27 protein-coding genes are annotated in these 18,810 nt (G+C 32.5%); 22 read left to right on the top strand and 5 right to left on the bottom strand.

Translation table 11 applies throughout. The features are described from left to right. Positions 1-11: 11 nt before the first annotated feature. From MSM_RS01630 to MSM_RS01615, 4 genes are read right to left on the bottom strand one after another with little or no spacing between them, the layout of a single operon-like run. Positions 12-1,124, bottom strand: a complete 1,113-nt coding sequence (locus MSM_RS01630) for a 3-methyl-2-oxobutanoate dehydrogenase subunit VorB (protein ID WP_004034534.1) — start codon at positions 1,122-1,124, stop codon at positions 12-14. Continuing rightward, positions 1,117-1,356 (bottom strand): 4Fe-4S dicluster domain-containing protein, encoded by a 240-nt coding sequence (locus MSM_RS01625; protein ID WP_004034532.1) that lies wholly within the window; start codon positions 1,354-1,356, stop codon positions 1,117-1,119. Before MSM_RS01625 ends, MSM_RS01630 begins: the two co-directional genes overlap by 8 nt. A gap of 8 nt (positions 1,357-1,364) precedes the next feature. Beyond that, a complete protein-coding gene (locus tag MSM_RS01620; RefSeq protein ID WP_004034531.1) occupies positions 1,365-3,035 on the bottom strand; it encodes an AMP-binding protein in 1,671 nt (556 codons plus the stop codon). Positions 3,036-3,054: 19 nt separating this feature from the next. After that, complete coding sequence (locus MSM_RS01615) at positions 3,055-3,615, bottom strand: helix-turn-helix domain-containing protein (RefSeq protein ID WP_004034725.1); 561 nt, start codon at positions 3,613-3,615, stop codon at positions 3,055-3,057. A 226-nt stretch (positions 3,616-3,841) separates the two neighbouring features. On the opposite strand from MSM_RS01615, the gene MSM_RS01610 reads away from it, so the two are divergent. Further along, the gene (locus MSM_RS01610; protein WP_004034526.1) at positions 3,842-4,216 is read left to right on the top strand and encodes a hypothetical protein; all 375 of its coding nucleotides are present in this window, start codon (positions 3,842-3,844) and stop codon (positions 4,214-4,216) included. Positions 4,217-4,227: 11 nt separating this feature from the next. Here MSM_RS01610 and MSM_RS01605 read toward each other — a convergent pair whose 3' ends face one another. After that, a complete protein-coding gene (locus MSM_RS01605; protein WP_011953829.1) occupies positions 4,228-5,157 on the bottom strand; it encodes an NAD-dependent epimerase/dehydratase family protein in 930 nt (309 codons plus the stop codon). A gap of 104 nt (positions 5,158-5,261) precedes the next feature. Between MSM_RS01605 and MSM_RS01600 the strand changes: the two genes are divergently transcribed. The 21 genes from MSM_RS01600 to MSM_RS01500 all read left to right on the top strand — a co-directional run bounded on the left by MSM_RS01600 (position 5,262) and on the right by MSM_RS01500 (position 18,802). After that, entirely contained in the window at positions 5,262-5,639 is a 378-nt protein-coding gene (locus MSM_RS01600; RefSeq protein WP_004034517.1) for an energy-converting hydrogenase A subunit A EhaA, read from the top strand. Continuing rightward, on the top strand, positions 5,639-6,136 hold the full coding sequence (locus tag MSM_RS01595; RefSeq protein ID WP_004034515.1) for a hypothetical protein: 498 nt from the start codon (positions 5,639-5,641) through the stop codon (positions 6,134-6,136). Before MSM_RS01600 ends, MSM_RS01595 begins: the two co-directional genes overlap by 1 nt. Before the next feature lie 4 nt (positions 6,137-6,140). Continuing rightward, positions 6,141-6,392, top strand: a complete 252-nt coding sequence (locus MSM_RS01590; RefSeq protein ID WP_011953828.1) for a DUF2109 family protein — start codon at positions 6,141-6,143, stop codon at positions 6,390-6,392. Positions 6,393-6,401: 9 nt separating this feature from the next. Next, positions 6,402-6,671, top strand: a complete 270-nt coding sequence (locus MSM_RS01585) for an EhaD family protein (RefSeq protein ID WP_011953827.1) — start codon at positions 6,402-6,404, stop codon at positions 6,669-6,671. Next, positions 6,664-6,924 (top strand): DUF2107 family protein, encoded by a 261-nt coding sequence (locus MSM_RS01580; RefSeq protein ID WP_004034509.1) that lies wholly within the window; start codon positions 6,664-6,666, stop codon positions 6,922-6,924. The genes MSM_RS01585 and MSM_RS01580 overlap by 8 nt, the downstream gene beginning before the upstream one ends. After that, positions 6,921-7,514 (top strand): EhaF family protein, encoded by a 594-nt coding sequence (locus tag MSM_RS01575; protein ID WP_011953826.1) that lies wholly within the window; start codon positions 6,921-6,923, stop codon positions 7,512-7,514. The genes MSM_RS01580 and MSM_RS01575 overlap by 4 nt, the downstream gene beginning before the upstream one ends. Next, positions 7,514-8,209 (top strand): EhaG family protein, encoded by a 696-nt coding sequence (locus tag MSM_RS01570; protein ID WP_004034504.1) that lies wholly within the window; start codon positions 7,514-7,516, stop codon positions 8,207-8,209. Before MSM_RS01575 ends, MSM_RS01570 begins: the two co-directional genes overlap by 1 nt. Before the next feature lie 6 nt (positions 8,210-8,215). After that, positions 8,216-8,887 carry a membrane protein gene (locus MSM_RS01565; protein ID WP_011953825.1) on the top strand — a complete coding sequence of 224 codons (672 nt, stop codon included), beginning with the start codon at positions 8,216-8,218 and terminating at the stop codon, positions 8,885-8,887. A 7-nt stretch (positions 8,888-8,894) separates the two neighbouring features. After that, positions 8,895-9,110 (top strand): hypothetical protein, encoded by a 216-nt coding sequence (locus MSM_RS01560; protein ID WP_011953824.1) that lies wholly within the window; start codon positions 8,895-8,897, stop codon positions 9,108-9,110. Positions 9,111-9,117: 7 nt separating this feature from the next. Continuing rightward, a complete protein-coding gene (locus MSM_RS01555) occupies positions 9,118-9,978 on the top strand; it encodes a respiratory chain complex I subunit 1 family protein (protein ID WP_011953823.1) in 861 nt (286 codons plus the stop codon). Between the two features lie 7 nt (positions 9,979-9,985). Further along, a complete protein-coding gene (locus tag MSM_RS01550; RefSeq protein WP_011953822.1) occupies positions 9,986-10,243 on the top strand; it encodes a hypothetical protein in 258 nt (85 codons plus the stop codon). A 10-nt stretch (positions 10,244-10,253) separates the two neighbouring features. Then, entirely contained in the window at positions 10,254-10,553 is a 300-nt protein-coding gene (locus tag MSM_RS01545) for an energy-converting hydrogenase subunit EhaL family protein (protein WP_004034492.1), read from the top strand. Positions 10,554-10,563: 10 nt separating this feature from the next. After that, the gene (locus MSM_RS01540) at positions 10,564-10,956 is read left to right on the top strand and encodes a DUF1959 family protein (protein WP_004034490.1); all 393 of its coding nucleotides are present in this window, start codon (positions 10,564-10,566) and stop codon (positions 10,954-10,956) included. A 38-nt stretch (positions 10,957-10,994) separates the two neighbouring features. Further along, positions 10,995-11,444, top strand: coding sequence for an NADH-quinone oxidoreductase subunit B family protein (locus MSM_RS01535; protein WP_004034489.1), 450 nt, complete (start codon positions 10,995-10,997; stop codon positions 11,442-11,444). Then, positions 11,441-12,565 carry a hydrogenase large subunit gene (locus MSM_RS01530; protein WP_004034488.1) on the top strand — a complete coding sequence of 375 codons (1,125 nt, stop codon included), beginning with the start codon at positions 11,441-11,443 and terminating at the stop codon, positions 12,563-12,565. Before MSM_RS01535 ends, MSM_RS01530 begins: the two co-directional genes overlap by 4 nt. Before the next feature lies 1 nt (position 12,566). Continuing rightward, positions 12,567-13,610, top strand: a complete 1,044-nt coding sequence (locus MSM_RS01525) for a 4Fe-4S binding protein (protein ID WP_011953821.1) — start codon at positions 12,567-12,569, stop codon at positions 13,608-13,610. Continuing rightward, positions 13,607-14,977, top strand: a complete 1,371-nt coding sequence (locus MSM_RS01520) for a 4Fe-4S binding protein (RefSeq protein ID WP_048058603.1) — start codon at positions 13,607-13,609, stop codon at positions 14,975-14,977. The genes MSM_RS01525 and MSM_RS01520 overlap by 4 nt, the downstream gene beginning before the upstream one ends. A gap of 4 nt (positions 14,978-14,981) precedes the next feature. Continuing rightward, positions 14,982-16,028 (top strand): membrane protein, encoded by a 1,047-nt coding sequence (locus MSM_RS01515; protein WP_011953819.1) that lies wholly within the window; start codon positions 14,982-14,984, stop codon positions 16,026-16,028. Between the two features lie 22 nt (positions 16,029-16,050). Next, positions 16,051-16,941, top strand: coding sequence for a formylmethanofuran--tetrahydromethanopterin N-formyltransferase (locus tag MSM_RS01510; protein WP_004034736.1), 891 nt, complete (start codon positions 16,051-16,053; stop codon positions 16,939-16,941). A gap of 9 nt (positions 16,942-16,950) precedes the next feature. Further along, positions 16,951-17,910: a carbohydrate kinase family protein gene (locus MSM_RS01505; RefSeq protein WP_011953817.1), complete on the top strand. Its 960-nt coding sequence runs from the start codon at positions 16,951-16,953 to the stop codon at positions 17,908-17,910. 67 nt (positions 17,911-17,977) lie between these two features. Further along, complete coding sequence (locus MSM_RS01500; protein WP_004034480.1) at positions 17,978-18,802, top strand: 4Fe-4S binding protein; 825 nt, start codon at positions 17,978-17,980, stop codon at positions 18,800-18,802. Positions 18,803-18,810: the final 8 nt, after the last annotated feature.

Genomic DNA, 18,810 nt, shown 5'->3' with positions numbered 1-18,810 from the left:
TTTTCACATCCCTAATCAATAATATATTTTCCTGTTTTTCCTTTTTCGGAAGTACCTTTTGGTAATTCTTCATCAATTTCAGCTATTTCGTAAATCTTTTTAAGAATCTGTTTAAGTTCAATTAAGTTTCCACCCATCCTGTTGACAAGGTAAGTATTTTCTTTTCTTAAAGCAGCTAACTGTATATCTTCCAATAACTGACCGTTACTCATTTCTACAGAAACGAAACTTACTCCCTTATCACCAAGCTCTTTAATTTTTTCTTCTGGGAATGGTGATAATGTAATAGGTCTTAAAAGTCCTACTTTTAATCCTTTTTCACGGGAAACATCAACTGCACTTCTGGCTACTCTACTACTAATTCCATAAGATACTAAAACAATTTCAGCATCGTCAAGTTTGTAATCTTCGTATTCAACTTCATTTTCAGCTATTTTAGCATATTTTTCCTGAATTTCAAAGTTGAAGTCTTCTAACTGGTCAAAATCAAGGAAAATGGAAGTGACTAAATTTTCCATTGTGTCTTTGTTTCCACGTACTGCCCAGGATTCATCTATTGTAGGGTCAACAGCTTCTTTTGGGAATTCTAAAGGTTCAGCCATTTGTCCAAGAGTACCGTCAGCAAGTACAACAACAGGATTTCTGTATTTATGAGCTAATTCAAATGCTTTCATAGTTAAATCGCACATTTCCTGTACACTGTTTGGAGCTAAAACTATATTTTTATAATTACCGTGACCTCCACCTTTAACTACCTGATTATAATCTCCCTGTTCAGGTCCAATATTACCTAATCCTGGTCCTGCCCTCATAATGTCAACAATTACTGCAGGCAATTCTGCACCAGCCAGATAAGTAAAGCCTTCCTGCATTAAACTTATTCCAGGTCCGGAAGATGCAGTCATAACTCGGTGTCCTGTTGAAGCTCCTCCATATATCATGTTGATTGAAGCTTCCTCACTTTCTGCTTGAACGAAGTTTCTGTTAACCATTGGGAAGTATTTGGATGCTTCGTGAAGAATTTCACTTGCAGGTGTAATTGGATATCCAAAGAAACAGTCGCATCCAGCATACATTGCTCCAATGATAACTGCAGTATTTCCTTTTACCATTTGATTAGTCATTGTCTTCCTCCTTTTTAGTATATACATAAACTTCGAGAGCTAAGGGTTCTGGGCATGTAAGGAAACAATCCCTGCATCCGCTGCAACCTTCTCCGCTGTAATATGCATAGCGATATCCTGCTTTATTAAGCTCACTACCTATTTTAATAACATTTTGGGAGCATCCTAAAACACATCTCCCGCAGCCTTTACATTCTTCTTTGTGTATTATTGGATATGATACATCAGCCATTTTACCATCTATTCCTTTTTGTTATCGTTATTTCTGATTTCTACTCTTCTTATTTTTCCACTTATTGTTTCTGGAATTTCATCCACAAATTCAATTAATCTTGGATATTTATAAGGAGCTGTAACTCTTTTTACATGATTTTGAATTTCTTTTTTAAGTTCTTCGGAACCTTCGTATCCTGGTTGCAATATGATTGTAGCTTTTACGATTTGTCCTCTTATTTCATCAGGATATGCAGTAATTGCACAGTTACTTACTGATTCATGGGATAATACTGCACTTTCTACTTCATAAGGTCCAATACGGTATCCTGAACTTTTAATAATATCATCATTTCTTCCTATGAAATGGATATATCCGTCTTCGTCCTTCCATGCGGTATCTCCGCAATGGTAGTAGCCGTCATGCCATTGTGCAGCCTGTTTTTCAGGATTTTTGTAATATTCTTTAAATAAACCAGGACTTATGCCATGAGATACATCAATACAGATTTCACCTTCCTGACCTATGTCAACTTCTTCATCATTTTCATTTAATAATTTAACATCAAATAACGGGCTTGGTTTTCCGATAGAACCTAATTTTGCATCTATCCAGTCAAAAGTTGCAATAGTCAATACTGTTTCGGTTTGACCGAATCCTTCCTTAATTCTCAGTCCGGATATTTCTTTAAACCTTTTTGATACTTCAGGAGGTAATGGTTCTCCAGCTGTTGTTACATGATGTATGTTTGAAAAGTCATATCCTTTGATGTTTTCTTTAATTAAGAATCTGTATATTGTTGGAGGAGCACAGAAAGTGTTTACTTTATTTTCAATAACTTTTTCAAGTAATTTAATACCGTTGAATCTGTCGTAATCATATATGAAAACTGCAGATCCTGCAATCCATTGTCCGTAGAAGTTTCCCCAGACTGCTTTTCCCCATCCGGTATCTGCTGCTGTGTGGTGTATACCGTCTTCTTCTACTTTATGCCAATATTTAGCTGTTGGAATGTGTCCTAATCCGTAAGTTTGTTTGTGAGCTACCATTTTAGGAAGTCCGCTTGTACCTGATGTGAAATAAATTAATGAAATGTCATCTGCAAGCACTTCATCGTCTCCGGTCGGTCTTTCAAATTCATCGCTTTCCTCTTCGATAGCTTTATTAAAATTAATCCAGCCGTCAAGATCCCTTTCAATTACACATTTTACCAAATCAGTGCCAAGTTCCTTTTGAGCTTCTTCATAATCTGGAATTAATCTGTCTTCTTCAACAGTTACGATAAGTTTGACATTGGCATTTTTTATCCTGAAATCAATATCATGAAGTTTTAACATGTGGGTTGCAGGAATAGCTACTGCTCCGATTTTATGCAATGCAACCATGGTAAACCAGAATTCGTATCTGTTTTTTAAGGTAAGCATTACTTTATCACCTTTTTTAATGCCTTTTTTAGTAAAAAAGTTTGCAATTTTATTACTATACTTTTTAACATCTGAAAAGGTGAAAGTGTGTTTTTCATCTTCATCGTTTGTCCAGATTAAAGCGATTTTTTCAGGGTCTATTTCAGCATATTTGTCGATTACATCAAACCCGAAATTAAAATTGTCAGGATATGTTATTTTAAAATTTTTGTGAAAATCTTCATATGAGTCAAAATCAACTCTATTTACATAATCTTCAATTAATGATGTCATATTATTAACCTCTGTGGTTTTACATTATTATAGCTAAAAATTTAGCTTTTTCATCGTTAAGTGCAACCATAGCATGTCTATGGCTGGAATCAAAGAAGATTGAATCTCCTTCGTTTAATGTAATTTCATTATTGTGGATATAAAATTTTAAAGAGCCTTCAAGAACATAGTTAAATTCCTGTCCAGGGTGACTGTTTAATGAAGGAACTGCGTCTTCTTTAGGATCCACAGTTACAATAAAAATTTCAGCTTTTTTGTCAATGAATTTGGTACATAAATTTTCGTATTTGTACTCTTTTCTTCTTTCTACTGAAATACCTTTATCTGCACGGGTAACATCGAAAATATTCATTCTGGTTTCTTCACCAGTTAAAAGTAAACCTAAATCAACTTGAAATTTATTTGCAATTTCGCATAAGAAACTTGCTGGTATGTCTACTTCACCATTTTCATATTGTTTATACATTGTTTCATCAATATCTAATTCCTCTGCAAAGTCTTGAATGGTAATATCAGAGAGTTCTCTTAATTCTTTTACTCTATTACCAATATTTTTATTATATTCGTTCAAAGTAAACACCTCAGTTATATGTTAATTTTATTAAAATTATTAGTGTATTATTATATATATAACAATAATTATTATAATGATGTAAGTATGATTTTTAATTTATATAAACCTTATTAAAAATCGTGATAATTCGTTATGAATTTTGAAAAATTAATTTTTTATGAAAGAATAGTTTATATACTAAAAAAAGTTATAAGTAATTTTTAGTTAAAAAAAATATTTCGGGGGAATTCAAATGGCATCTTCAGACATATCTGATATTGTAATTTTTAAAAAGAAATTAGGATTAAATTATGAAATAAAACAAAAATATGTTGGACTTAAAATGAAAGAAAATAATATACTTTCATTTAATTTCAGAGTACCTTCAGCTTTAAGAGATGAAGTTCTTGAATATTTCAACAGATTTCAGATGGGTGAACCAACTGCTGTAGATATTGGTGGAACTGGTGATATTAAATGTATTTTTAAAGGTATCTCTCCGGTTTTAAGAGAAGAAAATGCATCTGAAGATTATTATGCATTGTCTGTGTTATTGCAGGAAACTGGAAAAACCGTTCCTTCAGAAGAAGAATTATGTGAAACCTGCTCTCATTGCGGATTCCACTAAATTTCTATTTTTTAATTTTCTTTAAACCATTGTATGGTTTCATTAATCTGTTTTTCAAAGTTGGATGAATCAGCTTTGAAATTAATTTCACTCATTTTGTCAATATCAGCTATTGAATGTTCAATATCTCCTTTTCTCTTATCAACATATACAGGTTCCAAATCGCTTTCCATAGAATCTGCAATTATTTCATATAATCTGTTTACTGTTAATTTTTCACCTGTAGCTATATTTACAGGCCCGGTATAATTTGATTCTGCTGCAGCTATATTTGCTTTTGCAACATCTTTTACAAATATGAAATCTCTTGTTTGCTGACCGTCTCCGTAGATTATAGGATGTTCATTATTGAGTATTGCATCAATAAAATTTGGAATTACTGCAGCATACTGAGAGTTTTTATCTTGTTTGGGGCCGAATACATTAAAATATCTTAAAGCTATTGATTTCAAACCGTAACTTTCTTCAAATGCCTGCAGATATAACTCACAATTTGCTTTGGATGCCGCATAAGGTGAAGTAGGCATCATCAATTCACTTTCTTTTAAAGGCATGTTTGCATTGTTTCCGTAAACTGCTGAAGATGATGAAAATATTACTTTTTTCACGTTCTGGTTTTTTGCAGCTGTCAGTAATTTGATAGTTGAGTTTACATTATTGTCATTGCATTTGATGGGGTCATTTACACTTAATGGAACACTGGCCATAGCTGCAAGATGGAATATGTAATCTGTATCTGCAAATGTTTCATCTAAATTCATATCATTTAAGTTATTTTTTATAATGGTCAAATTTTCATGAGCTGGGTTTTTCAAGTTTTCTACTTTTCCTGAAGAAAGATTATCTATTATAGTGACATTATTGTCTTCGATTAGTTCATCTGCAATGTGTGAACCTATAAAACCAAGTCCTCCGGTTATTATTATATTTTTATTTTTCATTTAGACCACTTGACATTCTATTATTGCTGTATAAGCTATTTTTAAGTAACAACATTTATATATTTTCATTTGTAATAATTAATAATTATAGAGAGGAATATTATATGTTTAATCTTAGTATGGTGCATTCATGTGTTTATAGTGGTGCTTATGGCCTTGCAAATATTAATATTTCTAGTTTTGATGCTGCATTATGTTATATTGTAGCAATTGCAGTATCAATTGTAGTTGCTTTAATTTTACGAGTTCCATTATTACCAAGTAAACCATATATGTATTCTTTTGATGTAAGTGCGTTATATCCTACTCCAGTAATAGCTATAGGTATTCTTTCACTTTTCTTTGTTTTAGGTTATACATTTATCTACAATGGATTAGTGTTGTCTGTAGTTATTGGTGTATTAACTGCATTATTTGTGAAATATTTGTTTTATGAAGTATTTCCAAAACCTTTACAAGATAATGAAGAGGAGGCCGGCTAATGAATGAGATAATTGGTATTATAGTAGCATCTGTTATCTGTTGGTTAAACTTCGTTATTATTGATACTTATTTTGGACTTCCACAACAGCCTGGAGTTAAAGGGGTTCAGACTGTTGGAGATTCAATTGAAAAACGAAATGGAGATATTGCTGGTGGATTTTTCCAAGGAAATATTTTATGTTCTCCTGATGCTTCTGCCGGTACATTAATAGCGTCTATTGGATATATGATTTTAGGAATTCCTGGAGGTATACTGGCCGCTTTCTTTGTATTTATGGGAAATAGATTGTGTGCAGATCCAGGTTATGCCGGAACTACCGGTTCTTTAACTATAACTGTTATATTGTTTGTATGTTCATTTGTAGGTTTGACTCCTGAAATGTTTATAGCAGGGATATGTATAGCTATTTTAACAATTCAAGGAATTGATCAAGTCAGAGCATCTATTATCCTGGGTAAAATAGCTAAAAAGTTCAATAGGCATGCTAAAGAGTGATTATATGTATGTTGAAATAATAATTGGGATAATATTAATATATGTGGCATTAAGGGCTTTAATAACTGAAAATAGAGTTTCAAAATTGCTTTATTTAAATGTCATTGGCTTTGGAGTTCCTGCATTAATAGCTTTGGTAATTAAAACACCATTTGCATTTGTAGTTGCTGCTGCATTTTTCATATGTTCTACAATTAGTGCTAATGCTATTGCAACAAGTTTGGATAAGCTTGATGATGAAATAATTCTTGATTGAGGCGTTGAAATGGAATTTGTTGTATCAATTATTGCAATAGCTTTAATGTTAATCGGAGCATTTGGAGTAATATTATTGAAAAAACCATTAGACAAAGTAATTATGTTTTCCATAATGGATGCAGGTTTTTTACTTGTTGTGGTGCTATTTAGATATTTGGATGTTGCAATGTTTGTTGCATTGTCTGATCCTTTATGTACTTTAATTTTTATTATGGCTATTGTTAAAATTAAAGAAATTAGACAAAGAAAAGTTAAAAGTGGTGAGTTACATGATTGATGTTAATCTGTTCTTTTATGTTGGTATTTTTCTAGCTATTGTAGGTAGTTTAGCTACTGCATGGGGTCCAGGTGTAAAAGACCCTATTATAAGAACATTCAATACAGAAGTGGCTTCTATTGGAGTTTGTTTGGTGCTGTTAACTTATAATCATGTTTTAGCTTTATTAACATTACTTGCAACAACTGTTGTTATTACTTTTGTTTTGTTTAGAGCAATTATTCGTTTAGAAGAAATGGGGGCAGACGTATGAGGATAGGAGCTTTATGGAATAAATTGGCTAATCCAAAAAATGTTCCGAGGATTTTTGCTTTTTCATTGGGAATAATCCTTTTAATAGGTTTTATTGTTCCGATGAGTTTAAATCCTGGTCAAATTTATCCCAGACCTGAACCTCAAGAACAGATGGATGCTGGATTAGCTGTAGCACCTTATGATAGGGGAGGAGAAATTTTAAAAACTCCAGGTATAGTTATGGCTCAGTTTCCTCAAAATGCTGAAGAAATTGGTATGATTACATCATATATGTCACCAGTAGCTTTATGGGTTTCTCAGATTTCACCATATTTCGGTACATCTATTTATTCTTCTCCTGGTGGATTAATTGACGAAATATTGTATTATACTCGTGGTTTTGATACAATATTGGAATCTTCCATATTGATGATGTCCTTTATTATAGCTTCATGGCTGTCTATGAATTATACAATGAATAGAAAAAATGATGAAAACGAAATAAGAGATAATGTTAAGAAGGCTATAGGGGATTCAGTAAAAGTAGCTAATGAAGTTAAAATAAATGATGCTAAATCCAGAGCCAGGCAATTAAGGAGGGATAATTAATGGTATTGGTTCCTGAGTTTGTTCCTCAAGCATTTATATCAATGTATTTGCCGGCAATTTATGCAGGTTTGATTATCGGATTTATAGGATCAATAGCTATTGCTATGAAAAAAGAAGAAATTCATATACTTATTCTTACAGATTTAATTGGTCTTGCAATGATTTTTGTTGTTTCTGCTGTAGGAACTGATTTGGCTGAATCTCTGATTTTACCTGGTTTGGTAGTTGAACTGGCTGAAACATTAGCTATTTCAGAGATTTTACTTTCAAGGGAAATGCATATCATTGAACAGAATCCTAAAAGAAGCTTGCCTGAAGGCACTTCATTATTCCCGATTCCATTTAATTTGGATTTGGAAATTATGACTACAGCACCTAATTTCATTGCTTTGGCTTTAATAGCTTATGGTATCTTTTTAACCGGATTTACTGGTGGTGCAGTAGCGGGTGGGGGAATTTTATTATATGCAATTTCTAAAAAAGCAAGAGGTTTGCCTGTTTTCACTTTAGAAGGACTTGGTGGAGTTTCAGGTATTGCTTGGTGTTTATGGATTATTGGATTTGCATTATTCTTTATAATGCCTAAGTTATGGTTATTAAGTTTATTCTTAGCGGCTTGTGGATTGTTATTAAAAGTAGCTTCAAAAGTTGGTTTAATTGGAGTGCTTATGAGAGAAGATATGAATAAGGAGTAAGTAAATATGGATTTTAGTACACTTGGTGGAAATTTATTGGGTACAGTTCCTTTTGGGGATATTGTATTGTACTTCACACCTCTTAATTTGTTTTTATTTGCTGTAATGTTAGGGTTTACCTTATTGATAGCTGTAAGTAAACCAGAAACACAAGTCGAAGCTACTTTCATGAAACTTGGAAATACAGATGTGAAAGTAGGTCCAAAAGAGTTTAAGCAAAGAAGATTTTTATCTGTAATCTGTGGTATAGCTTCTGCAGGGGCAATGATTACTGGAGATTTGTTTAACTTTACTTTGTTCATAGCATTAATTGGTATTGTGAATATTGGTATTGTTTCAGCTGTAAGGCAGGTTAGTGTTTTAAACTCTGCTTTTAATTATGGTTTAATAGCTATGATGTGTAGTTTGCCGTTATTTGGTGGAGCAGCTATTGTCCTTGCTTCTTCTGGAACATTGAGTTTGCTGGTGCTAAATCAAATGCATGCAACTCCAATGATGATTTTTGGTGCTTTACTGATGCTGCTTGGAATTTTGGGAGAGTGTGGTGTTGCACCATTCTTTGCAAGTAAGGCAGAAATGTTTAGAACTCCAGGTTCTCCATTTTTGGTTATTATTCATTTAAGTTCATTATTTGTTATTATTAGAGCAGTGGAGATATTATTATTAGTTTTATGGTAGTGAGAGTATGGATATTCAAAAAATTATAAGTATTATATTATTGGCAATCTCTACATTGGCTATATTGGCTGCTTTAATATTTGATATGGCCAGCTGGGCTGTGTATGTAATAGCTATTTTCGGAATTCCATTATGGATTTTAGGTTTAGGTTTATTAACAATGGCCAAACCGAGAAAAGATGATAAGGAAGAAAGGATAAAAGAACCATTTACAGGATATTAGTGGTATTATGAATTTGATGGCAGATATTTTAATTAATGTAATAATCGCATTCCTTGCAGGCAGTTTGCTTTTAGGTTTGCACAGAAAAGTCATTGCTCGTGTTCAGCTTAGACCGGGCCCTCCAATTATTCAGCATTTATTACATTCTTTAAAGTTCTTTTTTAAAGAATCTTCATTTCCAAAAACTGTTTCAATGCCATTTTATGTTGGTATTGTTGTTATTTTGGCTATAATTTGGGTTGTTGGTGTTATTGTAGGTCCTGTAGCTCATGATTCATTACTTATCCTGTTTGGTGTTTATGCAGTTTACAAAATTGTGGAACATAATTCCGGATCAAGTTCTGGTTCTCCTTATGGTAAACTGAGCTGTGTAAGGGCAGTTTTATCTGCAGCTACTGAACTTCCATTATTTGCAGCTATTGTTCTTGTTTATTTAAAAACAGATTCCATGAATATTGGAAAAATTATAGCATATCAGGGAGTTCATGGTCCTTTGGCATTTTCCATTCCTTTAGCTGCTCTGATGTTCTTTATGCTGATTATATCCAAGTCTCCGTATTCTCCATTTGGAATTACAAAAGGTAAAGATTTAATTTCCGGATTTGAAACAGAACACTTTGGATTCTTAAGAGGATTTATAATGTTTTCAGAGTCTGTTTCATGGTATGTGATGCTTTGGGTATTTTTAACAATATTCTTTGGACCTTTATCTCCGGTTTATTATGCTTTGGGAATGATAATTATAACATTTATTACTGGATTTATTAATGCTGTAACTCCAATGTTAAATCCGAACCATTCTGTTATGACTCAGATAACAATTGGTGCGGTTTGTTTTGTTGGAACACTTTTAATGATATTTGTATGAGGTTGAGATGATGAATGATAAAGCTACAATATATTTAACTTCTTTAGTTGGATTTGGTGCAGTGGTTCTTACTTTAATAACTACTTTCCTTCATACAACTTTAATTGGATATATGGTTATTTTAATGTTATTTTGTACTGCATTAATTATTTTAACTCTTAAAGGGCATTTTTCTCACCATATTGAGAATTTAGAAAAGTTATTTTTTGTCATAACTTTTATAGTGATTATATGTTTATTTATAATAAGATTTAGACCAGTTTAGAGATGATATTATGTTGGAATTTTTAATTTATTTACTTGCATTTATTATAGGGTCAATAATTGGATTATTATACAGTTATAAGCAGCATGGAGAACCTTTCATTGTTAAAGGTTTAAATGTTGTAATGTGTGTGGTTTCAGTTATTGGTTGGATGCTGGCAGTTAATTGTCAATTTTCTCAAGGTTTGATAGCTGTCGGTCTTCTTTTGGCTGGTTTTGTAATAGGTGAAAGACCGGGATATGGTAGGATAGAGACTTTAATAGGAATAATTGCTGCTGTTATTGTTTATTTGATAATGCATTTAATCTAGTTGTGATTGTATGGATAATGAAGCTAAACTTAATTTAATGAAAAAAAGAGTGATTGGAAGTTTTAAATGGCAGGAAGATATAATAATTCCTTTTTCAAAAGAATTTGGATGCACAACTGAAGATTTGGAAGATTTGTTTATGGATTTATTGGATATGTCTTCTTTAGAAGCATTACATGGAACATTGGAAATTGCCAATCACAAATGTTTACTTGAAAGATTGGATGCTGATTTAAGGTTGCCCTGGTATGTGGATGTATTGGAGTTATTGTCTGTAGAACAGGGTGATGAACTTAAAAATAAAGTGGCTAATGAGATTATTGATGGGAAATCTTATGATATTGCTTTAGATGAGGGTAGAAAGGATTTATTTAATTTATTAAAGAATATAAATAATGAATAGTATAAATATAATAATTAATAATTTTGAGAGGCTTATAGATGTTAAATGCTATTAAGGATGTTGTGAGGAAAAGCTCAATTCATGTTTGTATTGTGAATTGCGGAGGATGTAATGGGTGTGATGTTGAACTGGTTGCATTAACTTCTCCAAGATATGATTTAGAGCAGTATGGTATTTATGTTCATAACAATCCTCGTGAAGCTGATGTTTTATTATTGACTGGTGCTGTTACCGAGCAGTGGGTTGATAATTTAAAGAGAGTTTACGATAAAGCTCCTGAACCAAAAATTGTAGTGGCTGTTGGAAATTGTCCTCAATCAGGAGATGTATTTAATCAGGAAGGTGGAAAAGTTTATGCTCCTGCTTCTGATTTTATACCTGTTGATGCAGAGATACCTGGTTGCCCACCTAGACCTAGTGAAATTTTAGAGGCAATTTTAGCTGTGGGTCCACAGGCTATTGCTAATCGTGGGAGGGAAAAGAAATGATATTACCTATTGGTCCGATTCACCCATATTTAAAAGAACCGATAAGGCTAAAACTTCAGACCGAAGGAGAAAGAGTTGTTAAAGCCGAAATTGAATATGGTTATGTTCACAGAGGGATTGAAAAGATAATTGAAGGTAAAACTTGGCAAAAAGGTATTTATTTGGCTGAAAGAGTTTGCGGAATATGTTCTTATGAACATACTCAATCATTTGCAGAAACTATTGAGAGAATCTCCGGAGTTTATGCACCTTTAAGAGCTCAGTTTTTAAGGGTTATTACAAATGAATTAGACAGGATTCAAAGTCATTTGCTTGGTAATTCTACATTTTTCAAATCTATTGATCATGAAACATTATATATGCAATCTTTGGATATAAGGGAATATGCAATGGATTCTATTGAACTGTTAACTGGAAATAGAGTTAATATGGGTTGGAATGTAGTAGGTGGAGTTAAAATGGATGCTGATGAACGTCATTTCAAACCGATTCTTGATAATCTGAAAATTATTGAAGAGAGAATTCCAAGATTAAGAGAGATTTATGCAGAAGGTCCTGCTATTGGAATGCGTTCCCGTAATGTTGGAGTAATGACTAAAAAAGAAGCTATTAAAGGAAAAGCTGTAGGTCCTATTGGAAGAGGATCCGGATTAAAGCATGATTTAAGGGAAGACCATTATACTTACAACGACCACTTTGATTTTAAAACCATCTGGAGAAAAGAAGGGGACAATTATGCAAGAACCTTAAACAGGATTGATGAAATACCTGAGTGTATCAGTTTAATCAGGCAGGCTATTGAAAACATGCCTAAAGGAGATATTCGTGTTCCTGTTGATATTAAATCAGGATATGCTGAATGGAGAAATGAAGCTCCTCGTGGTGAAGTAAGTTATATGATTGAAACCAACGGTAATTTAATTAAACATATTTCCATCAGGACTCCAAGTATTTCAAATATGGATTCCTGTGCAAAATATATGATTAAGGATGTTGCTACTGTTGCAGATGCAGTATCCACTTATGCATCAAGTGATCCTTGTGTTGCATGTGCAGAAAGAGTTGCTATTACTGATAAAAAAGGCAATACAACTACTAAAAATATTTTTGAGGTAAGGTAAAATGTCTTCTTTGATGTGGTATATTTATGATTTTGCCAGAAAAGCATGGGCACAGGGATTTACTAATGCCAAAACCAGTCCGGAAATTGTAGAAAAACCATCCAGATTTAGAAACTTTCCAAATGTAATTAAAGAATATTGTATTGGTTGTGGTGCTTGCATTTCTTCATGTCCGTCTCCAAATGCAATTAAATTAGTTCGTGATGAGGATGATGAAACAAAGGAAGGCGTTACTTATCCGATAATAAATAAATCTGCCTGTATCAGATGCGGTTTTTGTGCAGAAGTCTGTCCGACTGAACCTAAAACTTTAGAATGTGGGGAAAATCATTTATTGAAGCCTGAATTTAATATTATTCCTTCTAAAAGACAATTTATCATTGACGATTATCTTTGTATCAGATGTAAAAAATGTATGAAACAATGTCCTGTCGGAGCAATCCATGTTGAAGATGACGGCAAGGTTGTTGTAAATCCATTTAAATGTATTTCATGTGGAGAATGTCTTGATGTTTGTCCGGTAAACGGTGCTATGAAAGGAGTTTTCGTTGACAATATCCAAGATCAAAAAGAGCTGATAGCTCAGGTTGTAACTTTTCTTGAAAAATACATTAACAATAAGGAAGAAGATTTAAGGTCCCTGAAAAAAGACAGGCTTTTACAGTATAATTTCCCGCTTTCCGATATTTTTGATAAAGCATTGGAAATAATATCTGATGAAGAGATAGCTTTAGAAATATTAACTAATGCTATTAACAGACTTAAAATTAGAATTATTGACTGGGATAGTGAAACCTGCAAGAAATGTCAAATGTGTATTCCGGATTGCCCTACTAAAGCAATTTCCTTTGATGAAAAGAATGACACTATTGTGAGAAATGAAAATAAATGTTTACGCTGTAGTATTTGTTATCAGTCCTGTCCGTTTTCAACAATTAAATATTTCATTTCCAAATTCTCTTTAGAAGAGGATGAAAATGGTGAAAAGATAGTAAATGTTACAGTCAAAGCTTCAAATTTAAATGAAGAGGTAGTTATGGGTTGAGTGTTATGATTGATAGTTATACTAAAACTCCAAGACCTTTAAGGGATGTAGATGTTGAATCTTCAATTAATCAGAGCAAATGTGCAAATTGTACAGACAAGCCATGTCTTGAGTCCTGTCCGATTGAAGCAATATATGTTGATCCTAATGACGGTTTTACTAAAATAAAAAGTACCTGTTTTGGTTGTGTATTATGTCGTAATGCTTGTCCTTATGATGCAATACATATGGATGTGGATATTGCAGAACCAATTAAGGAAAACGTTCCAAATATCAACACAAAATTATGTAAATCCTGCGGGGCATGTGTTCAGGCATGTAAAACAGGTTCAATTAAAATTCATGCAGTTGACACTGGAGAAGCTTACAGTGTAATAAATCCTGATACCTGTGTCAGATGCGGATATTGTTTTAGAGTCTGTCCGACTGATGCAATTAAATATGGTCAGCTTCTTCCAAAAACAGTTAAAGGCGGAAAAGTTATTATTGTTAACCAGGATGTTTGTATCGGTTGTATGACCTGTACCAGAGTTTGTCCGGCAGCAGGTGCAATCAATGTTTCCAAAACTAATAAATTGCCTTATATTAATCCGGGATACTGTGCAAGATGTGAGGAGTGTATGCATTCCTGTCCGTCAACAGCTATTAAATATTCTTCACGTAAAAAAGCATTTAAATTATATAGTGAGATTAAGTCTTATGACATGGTTTCTGAAATTGTAGATAAGGATATGAAAAGATTATCTATTGATTTAATTGGATTAAACGGTTCTCTTAAGAAAATATCAAAAACATTATCTTTGGAATTTGATGATGTTGATTATGAGGGATATATTCAATATAATGTCAATGACATGATGAACAGAGAGTTGAATTTAAGTTTAGGGGAAAATATTGAAATTAAAAAATTCGGCAAGCTGTTTGAATCTTATTTGATAAACCGCGGCATTGAAGTATTTGACAAAAAATGTATTGCATGTGGTGAATGTTTAAACAGTTGTCCGACTGGTGCAATATCACTTGATGCTCCAAAACCAATTGTCATAGATGAAAATAAATGTGTTTACTGTGGAAGATGTGTTGGAGACTGTCAGTTTGGAGCAATCCGAGCTTATGATGATTATTTCCATAGTAAAGGATGTGATTTGTTCTTCAGCAGGTCTGATCTGAAAGGCCAAAGGGAAGCTGACTTTTCATTGGCCAGTGAAAAATGTCAAAGCTGTGGAATTTGTGTTAAAAATTGTCCGACTGATGCATTGATACTTGAAGGGGATAAAGTTACTTTTAATGAGGAAAACTGTATTTATTGCAGACAATGTGAGGCAATTTGTCCTGTAACTGCAATAAAATTAGTTAATTTCAGGTGATTATGTGTTTGAAAAATCATTTATTACAGACTGTGAAGGTCCATTAACTTTAAATGACAATGCTTTTGAGTTATGTGCACATTTCATTGAGGATGGAGATGAATTATTTAAAATTCTTAGTTTATATGATGATTATCTTGTAGATGAAGTTAAAAAAGATAATTATAAAGCAGGCAACACACTGAAATTAATCTTGCCCTTTTTTGCTGTTGAAAATCTTAAAAATGAAGATTTGATTAATTTTTCACGGGAACATATCTATGTAGTTAACGATTCAAGATTTCTATTAAAATACCTTCAAAGTGCTATGAATACTTACATAGTTAGTACTAGCTATGGTCAATATATTGAAGCAGTATCTAATTTTATGGAATTTCCATTTGAAAACACATATTATACTGATGTTGATATGGATGAGTTAAATCTTATTGATGAAGAAATACTTAAAATTGCTGAATTTAAAAAGCAGATACTGGAAAATCCTAAAAATTATGAGCTGTTCGATGATATTTTCTTCAGTGAAATTCCTAAAATGGGGATTTATGAAAATATTAAAAATATTGATGTTATTGGCGGTGAAGGTAAAAAATTAGCTATTGATGACATAATATCTCGTGACAATATCAATATTAATGAAATTCTCTATATTGGAGACAGCATTACGGATGTTGAACCATTGAGATTTGCCCGTGAGCATGATGGAATCAGTATATCTTTTAACGGTAATGATTATCCGTTAAGGGAAGCTCAAATAGCTATCGTATCTCCAAGTGCAATTGCAACAGCAGTAATAGCTAATATTTATGCTAACAATGATAAAAAAGCAGTTTTAACTTTTATTGATGATTATAATAATTCAGATAATATTAAAAAGTTATTTGAAGATTATAAAATTGATTCACAAATTAATGAAGAATTTTTTAGAATATTTAAAAATATTAAATATCCACTTATTAAAATAGTTGATTCGGATAATTTTGAAGATATATTGAAAGAAAGTATTGAAATGAGAAATCGTATCCGTGGCGAAGACGTTGGTGGATTAGGTTAATAATTATTAAGAAGGTAATATGATGAGTTATGAAAAAGTAGAAAATACATTTTTTGAAGCTTTTGAAGGCCAATATGTAAGAGCTTTAATAACCGGCCCTACTAAAGAATTAGTTGAAAGAGCAGCTTATGATTCAACATCCACTCCAAGTGCTGTAATCGGAAGAGTTGAAGGTGGAGTTGAAGGATTCTTAGCAAAAAGCGAAACTCCTGACGGCAGATACGGTGCAGTGGTACAATACTGGCTTGGTGGAGATAATGTTGAAAAATTCGCATTTGAATTATCTTACAGGATTAGACAGGATATTTTAGTCAAACCATTTATGAGGGTTTTTGATTATCCTGATGAAAAAAGTGATGAATATATAGAAATGATGGATATTGTCGGACATTGTGGTGACGGCTATGAATGGACTGTAGAAGAATATGGCCGTAAATTGATTAATGTTCCAATTGCAGTACCTGATTTCCAAATTGAAGAAAAATTATCTTTAAACAAAGGTACTATGGGAGGCAACTTCTGGTATTTGTGTGAAACTCAGGAAGCTGTTTTGGAAGGTGGAAAAAGAGCTCTTGATGCAATTCAATCAGTTACTGGAGCTATTGCACCATTTGACATATGTTCTGCAGCTTCAAAACCGGAAACTAATTATCCTGAAATCGGACCTACTACAAATCATGTTTACTGTCCTTCTTTAAAAGAGCGTTTAGGCAGTGAATCTAAAGTTCCTGGTGAAGTTAATTATATTCCTGAAATTGTAATTAATGCAGTAAGTGAAGATGCAATGAATGAAGCTGTAAAAGCAGGAATTGATGCTGCTTTGGAAGTTGATGGTGTAATTAGCATATCTGCAGGTAATTATGACGGAAAACTTGGAGACAAAAATATTAATTTATTAGATATTCTAAAATAAGGTTTTAAAATGGAATTTTTAGACAGTGACATTAATGTTGATGTAATAGGTTTTGGAGCTTTGAATGTTGACAAATTGCATACAGTAGAAAATATTGCATGTAATGATGAGGAAAGTTTCATTAAATCTCAAAAAGATACTCCTGGAGGATCTGCAGCAAATACTGTAATCGGGCTGGCCAGATTAGGATGTCCAACATCCATAATTGGTAAAATAGCTGAAGATGATGACGGAGATTTGATTGAACTGAATTTGGCCATGAATGAAGTTTATACTAATAATTTGATTTATGCAGATAAAGGCAACACAGGTAAAGTATTAGGTTTTGTTGATGAAAAAGGCGAACGCTGTCTTTATGTTGATCCTGGAGTTAATGATGAAATAGTACTGGATGAAATTAATTTATTGAATCTTTCAAAATGTAAAATAATGCATTACACTTCCTTTGTTGGCGATTCATTCAAGACTCAAATCGAACTGCTGGACAAACTTAATGATAATACTTTACTGAGCTTTGATCCTGGAATGTTATATGTTCAAAAAGGATTAAAAGAGTTAGAGCCGATTTTGGATAAAACAGATATTTTGTTAATTAATGAAAATGAATTAAGATTATTGTATGAAGATTATTACAAAGCTATTGACTGTGCTGATGAATTGTCTGTAAAAGAAATAGCTGTTCATATTTTAGATGAAGGTATTCGGACTGTTGTTGTTAAAAAAGGTTCCGAAGGTGTTTTTGCAATTACTGATAGTGAGGAATGTGATGTTGGCACCTACGAATGCAGTGTTGTTGATACAACAGGTGCCGGAGATAGCTTTAACAGTGGATTTTTATACGGTAAATTAAATGGTTATTCTCTTGAAGAATCTTGTAAAATTGGAAATTGGGTAGCTAGTAAGGCAATTGAAGGTTTTGGAATGGAAAAATTCCCTAATTTAAAAGATTTAAAGGAATTTATAAATTAAATAATCTTTATTAATTATTAAAAACAAAAATTAAATTTAAATAAAAAATTATTCAGTTGGTAATAGTATGAATATATCTTTTGATAAGCAGATAAGTAGTTTGGAGCGTGAAATTCTCTTAAAATCTGTGGAAATACATGATAGTGGGGATGATTTTCAGTTTGAGTTAAATAAATTCTTTTCTCAAAAAGAAATCATTGCTATAGCACCACGTTGTATAAGATGTAATATGTGTGTTGACCAATGTCCGGTTGATGCTATTGAACCAGCTAATATTTTTAAAATAGCTAAAATCACTCATGATTGTGTTAAATGTGAAATATGTGTTCAAACATGTCCTGTTTCAGCTATTAAATTAATAGACAATAAAGTTTCATATAATCATGATGAAGGTGATGAGGCTATTGAATATAATTTAGCTAGTATTAGTCGTCCTCATAGGGTAGTTAGAATGAATGATATTTCTATTGATTATTCTGATCTTGCCAATTACGATAACTGTGCTAAATTTTGCCCAACTGATGCTTTCACATTGGAGTTCAAGTCCTATTTTGAAGAATTGGGCATTGATGTTGATATTGAACTGGAAGATGATGTATTGTATCCGGTCATTAATAAAAAGTTATGTATTGGATGCGGGGCCTGTGTTCAATTTTGCGAAAATGACTCTGTTAAATTAGACAGAACTATCGGACCTATTGTTCACACTAAAAATCTTGAAATTAATCAGGACGAATGTGTTAACTGTTATTTGTGTGAAGAGAACTGTCCTGTGGAAGCTATTTGGTTAGATGAAGAGAAAGTGGTATTGAATAATGATAAATGCATAAGATGTATTAATTGTACAAGTCACTGTCCTGTTGGGGCGTTGAACTTTGTTGAAATTGACTAAAGGGGTTG

This window comes from Methanobrevibacter smithii ATCC 35061 (assembly GCF_000016525.1).
Lineage (GTDB): Archaea > Methanobacteriota > Methanobacteria > Methanobacteriales > Methanobacteriaceae > Methanocatella > Methanocatella smithii.
This window is presented reverse-complemented; position numbering and strand designations above follow the sequence as displayed.

What these genes read in the sequence shown, in the direction of transcription:
- MSM_RS01630 (WP_004034534.1), bottom strand. Translation starts at nt 1,124, where the DNA reads ATGACTAATCAAATGGTAAAAGGAAATACTGCAGTTATCATTGGAGCA.
- MSM_RS01625 (WP_004034532.1), bottom strand. Translation starts at nt 1,356, where the DNA reads ATGGCTGATGTATCATATCCAATAATACACAAAGAAGAATGTAAAGGC.
- MSM_RS01620 (WP_004034531.1), bottom strand. Translation starts at nt 3,035, where the DNA reads ATGACATCATTAATTGAAGATTATGTAAATAGAGTTGATTTTGACTCA.
- MSM_RS01610 (WP_004034526.1), top strand. Translation starts at nt 3,842, where the DNA reads ATGGCATCTTCAGACATATCTGATATTGTAATTTTTAAAAAGAAATTA.
- MSM_RS01605 (WP_011953829.1), bottom strand. Translation starts at nt 5,157, where the DNA reads ATGAAAAATAAAAATATAATAATAACCGGAGGACTTGGTTTTATAGGT.
- MSM_RS01600 (WP_004034517.1), top strand. Translation starts at nt 5,262, where the DNA reads ATGTTTAATCTTAGTATGGTGCATTCATGTGTTTATAGTGGTGCTTAT.
- MSM_RS01595 (WP_004034515.1), top strand. Translation starts at nt 5,639, where the DNA reads ATGAATGAGATAATTGGTATTATAGTAGCATCTGTTATCTGTTGGTTA.
- MSM_RS01590 (WP_011953828.1), top strand. Translation starts at nt 6,141, where the DNA reads ATGTATGTTGAAATAATAATTGGGATAATATTAATATATGTGGCATTA.
- MSM_RS01585 (WP_011953827.1), top strand. Translation starts at nt 6,402, where the DNA reads ATGGAATTTGTTGTATCAATTATTGCAATAGCTTTAATGTTAATCGGA.
- MSM_RS01580 (WP_004034509.1), top strand. Translation starts at nt 6,664, where the DNA reads ATGATTGATGTTAATCTGTTCTTTTATGTTGGTATTTTTCTAGCTATT.
- MSM_RS01575 (WP_011953826.1), top strand. Translation starts at nt 6,921, where the DNA reads ATGAGGATAGGAGCTTTATGGAATAAATTGGCTAATCCAAAAAATGTT.
- MSM_RS01570 (WP_004034504.1), top strand. Translation starts at nt 7,514, where the DNA reads ATGGTATTGGTTCCTGAGTTTGTTCCTCAAGCATTTATATCAATGTAT.
- MSM_RS01565 (WP_011953825.1), top strand. Translation starts at nt 8,216, where the DNA reads ATGGATTTTAGTACACTTGGTGGAAATTTATTGGGTACAGTTCCTTTT.
- MSM_RS01560 (WP_011953824.1), top strand. Translation starts at nt 8,895, where the DNA reads ATGGATATTCAAAAAATTATAAGTATTATATTATTGGCAATCTCTACA.
- MSM_RS01555 (WP_011953823.1), top strand. Translation starts at nt 9,118, where the DNA reads ATGAATTTGATGGCAGATATTTTAATTAATGTAATAATCGCATTCCTT.
- MSM_RS01550 (WP_011953822.1), top strand. Translation starts at nt 9,986, where the DNA reads ATGATGAATGATAAAGCTACAATATATTTAACTTCTTTAGTTGGATTT.
- MSM_RS01545 (WP_004034492.1), top strand. Translation starts at nt 10,254, where the DNA reads ATGTTGGAATTTTTAATTTATTTACTTGCATTTATTATAGGGTCAATA.
- MSM_RS01540 (WP_004034490.1), top strand. Translation starts at nt 10,564, where the DNA reads ATGGATAATGAAGCTAAACTTAATTTAATGAAAAAAAGAGTGATTGGA.
- MSM_RS01535 (WP_004034489.1), top strand. Translation starts at nt 10,995, where the DNA reads ATGTTAAATGCTATTAAGGATGTTGTGAGGAAAAGCTCAATTCATGTT.
- MSM_RS01530 (WP_004034488.1), top strand. Translation starts at nt 11,441, where the DNA reads ATGATATTACCTATTGGTCCGATTCACCCATATTTAAAAGAACCGATA.
- MSM_RS01525 (WP_011953821.1), top strand. Translation starts at nt 12,567, where the DNA reads ATGTCTTCTTTGATGTGGTATATTTATGATTTTGCCAGAAAAGCATGG.
- MSM_RS01510 (WP_004034736.1), top strand. Translation starts at nt 16,051, where the DNA reads ATGAGTTATGAAAAAGTAGAAAATACATTTTTTGAAGCTTTTGAAGGC.
- MSM_RS01505 (WP_011953817.1), top strand. Translation starts at nt 16,951, where the DNA reads ATGGAATTTTTAGACAGTGACATTAATGTTGATGTAATAGGTTTTGGA.
- MSM_RS01500 (WP_004034480.1), top strand. Translation starts at nt 17,978, where the DNA reads ATGAATATATCTTTTGATAAGCAGATAAGTAGTTTGGAGCGTGAAATT.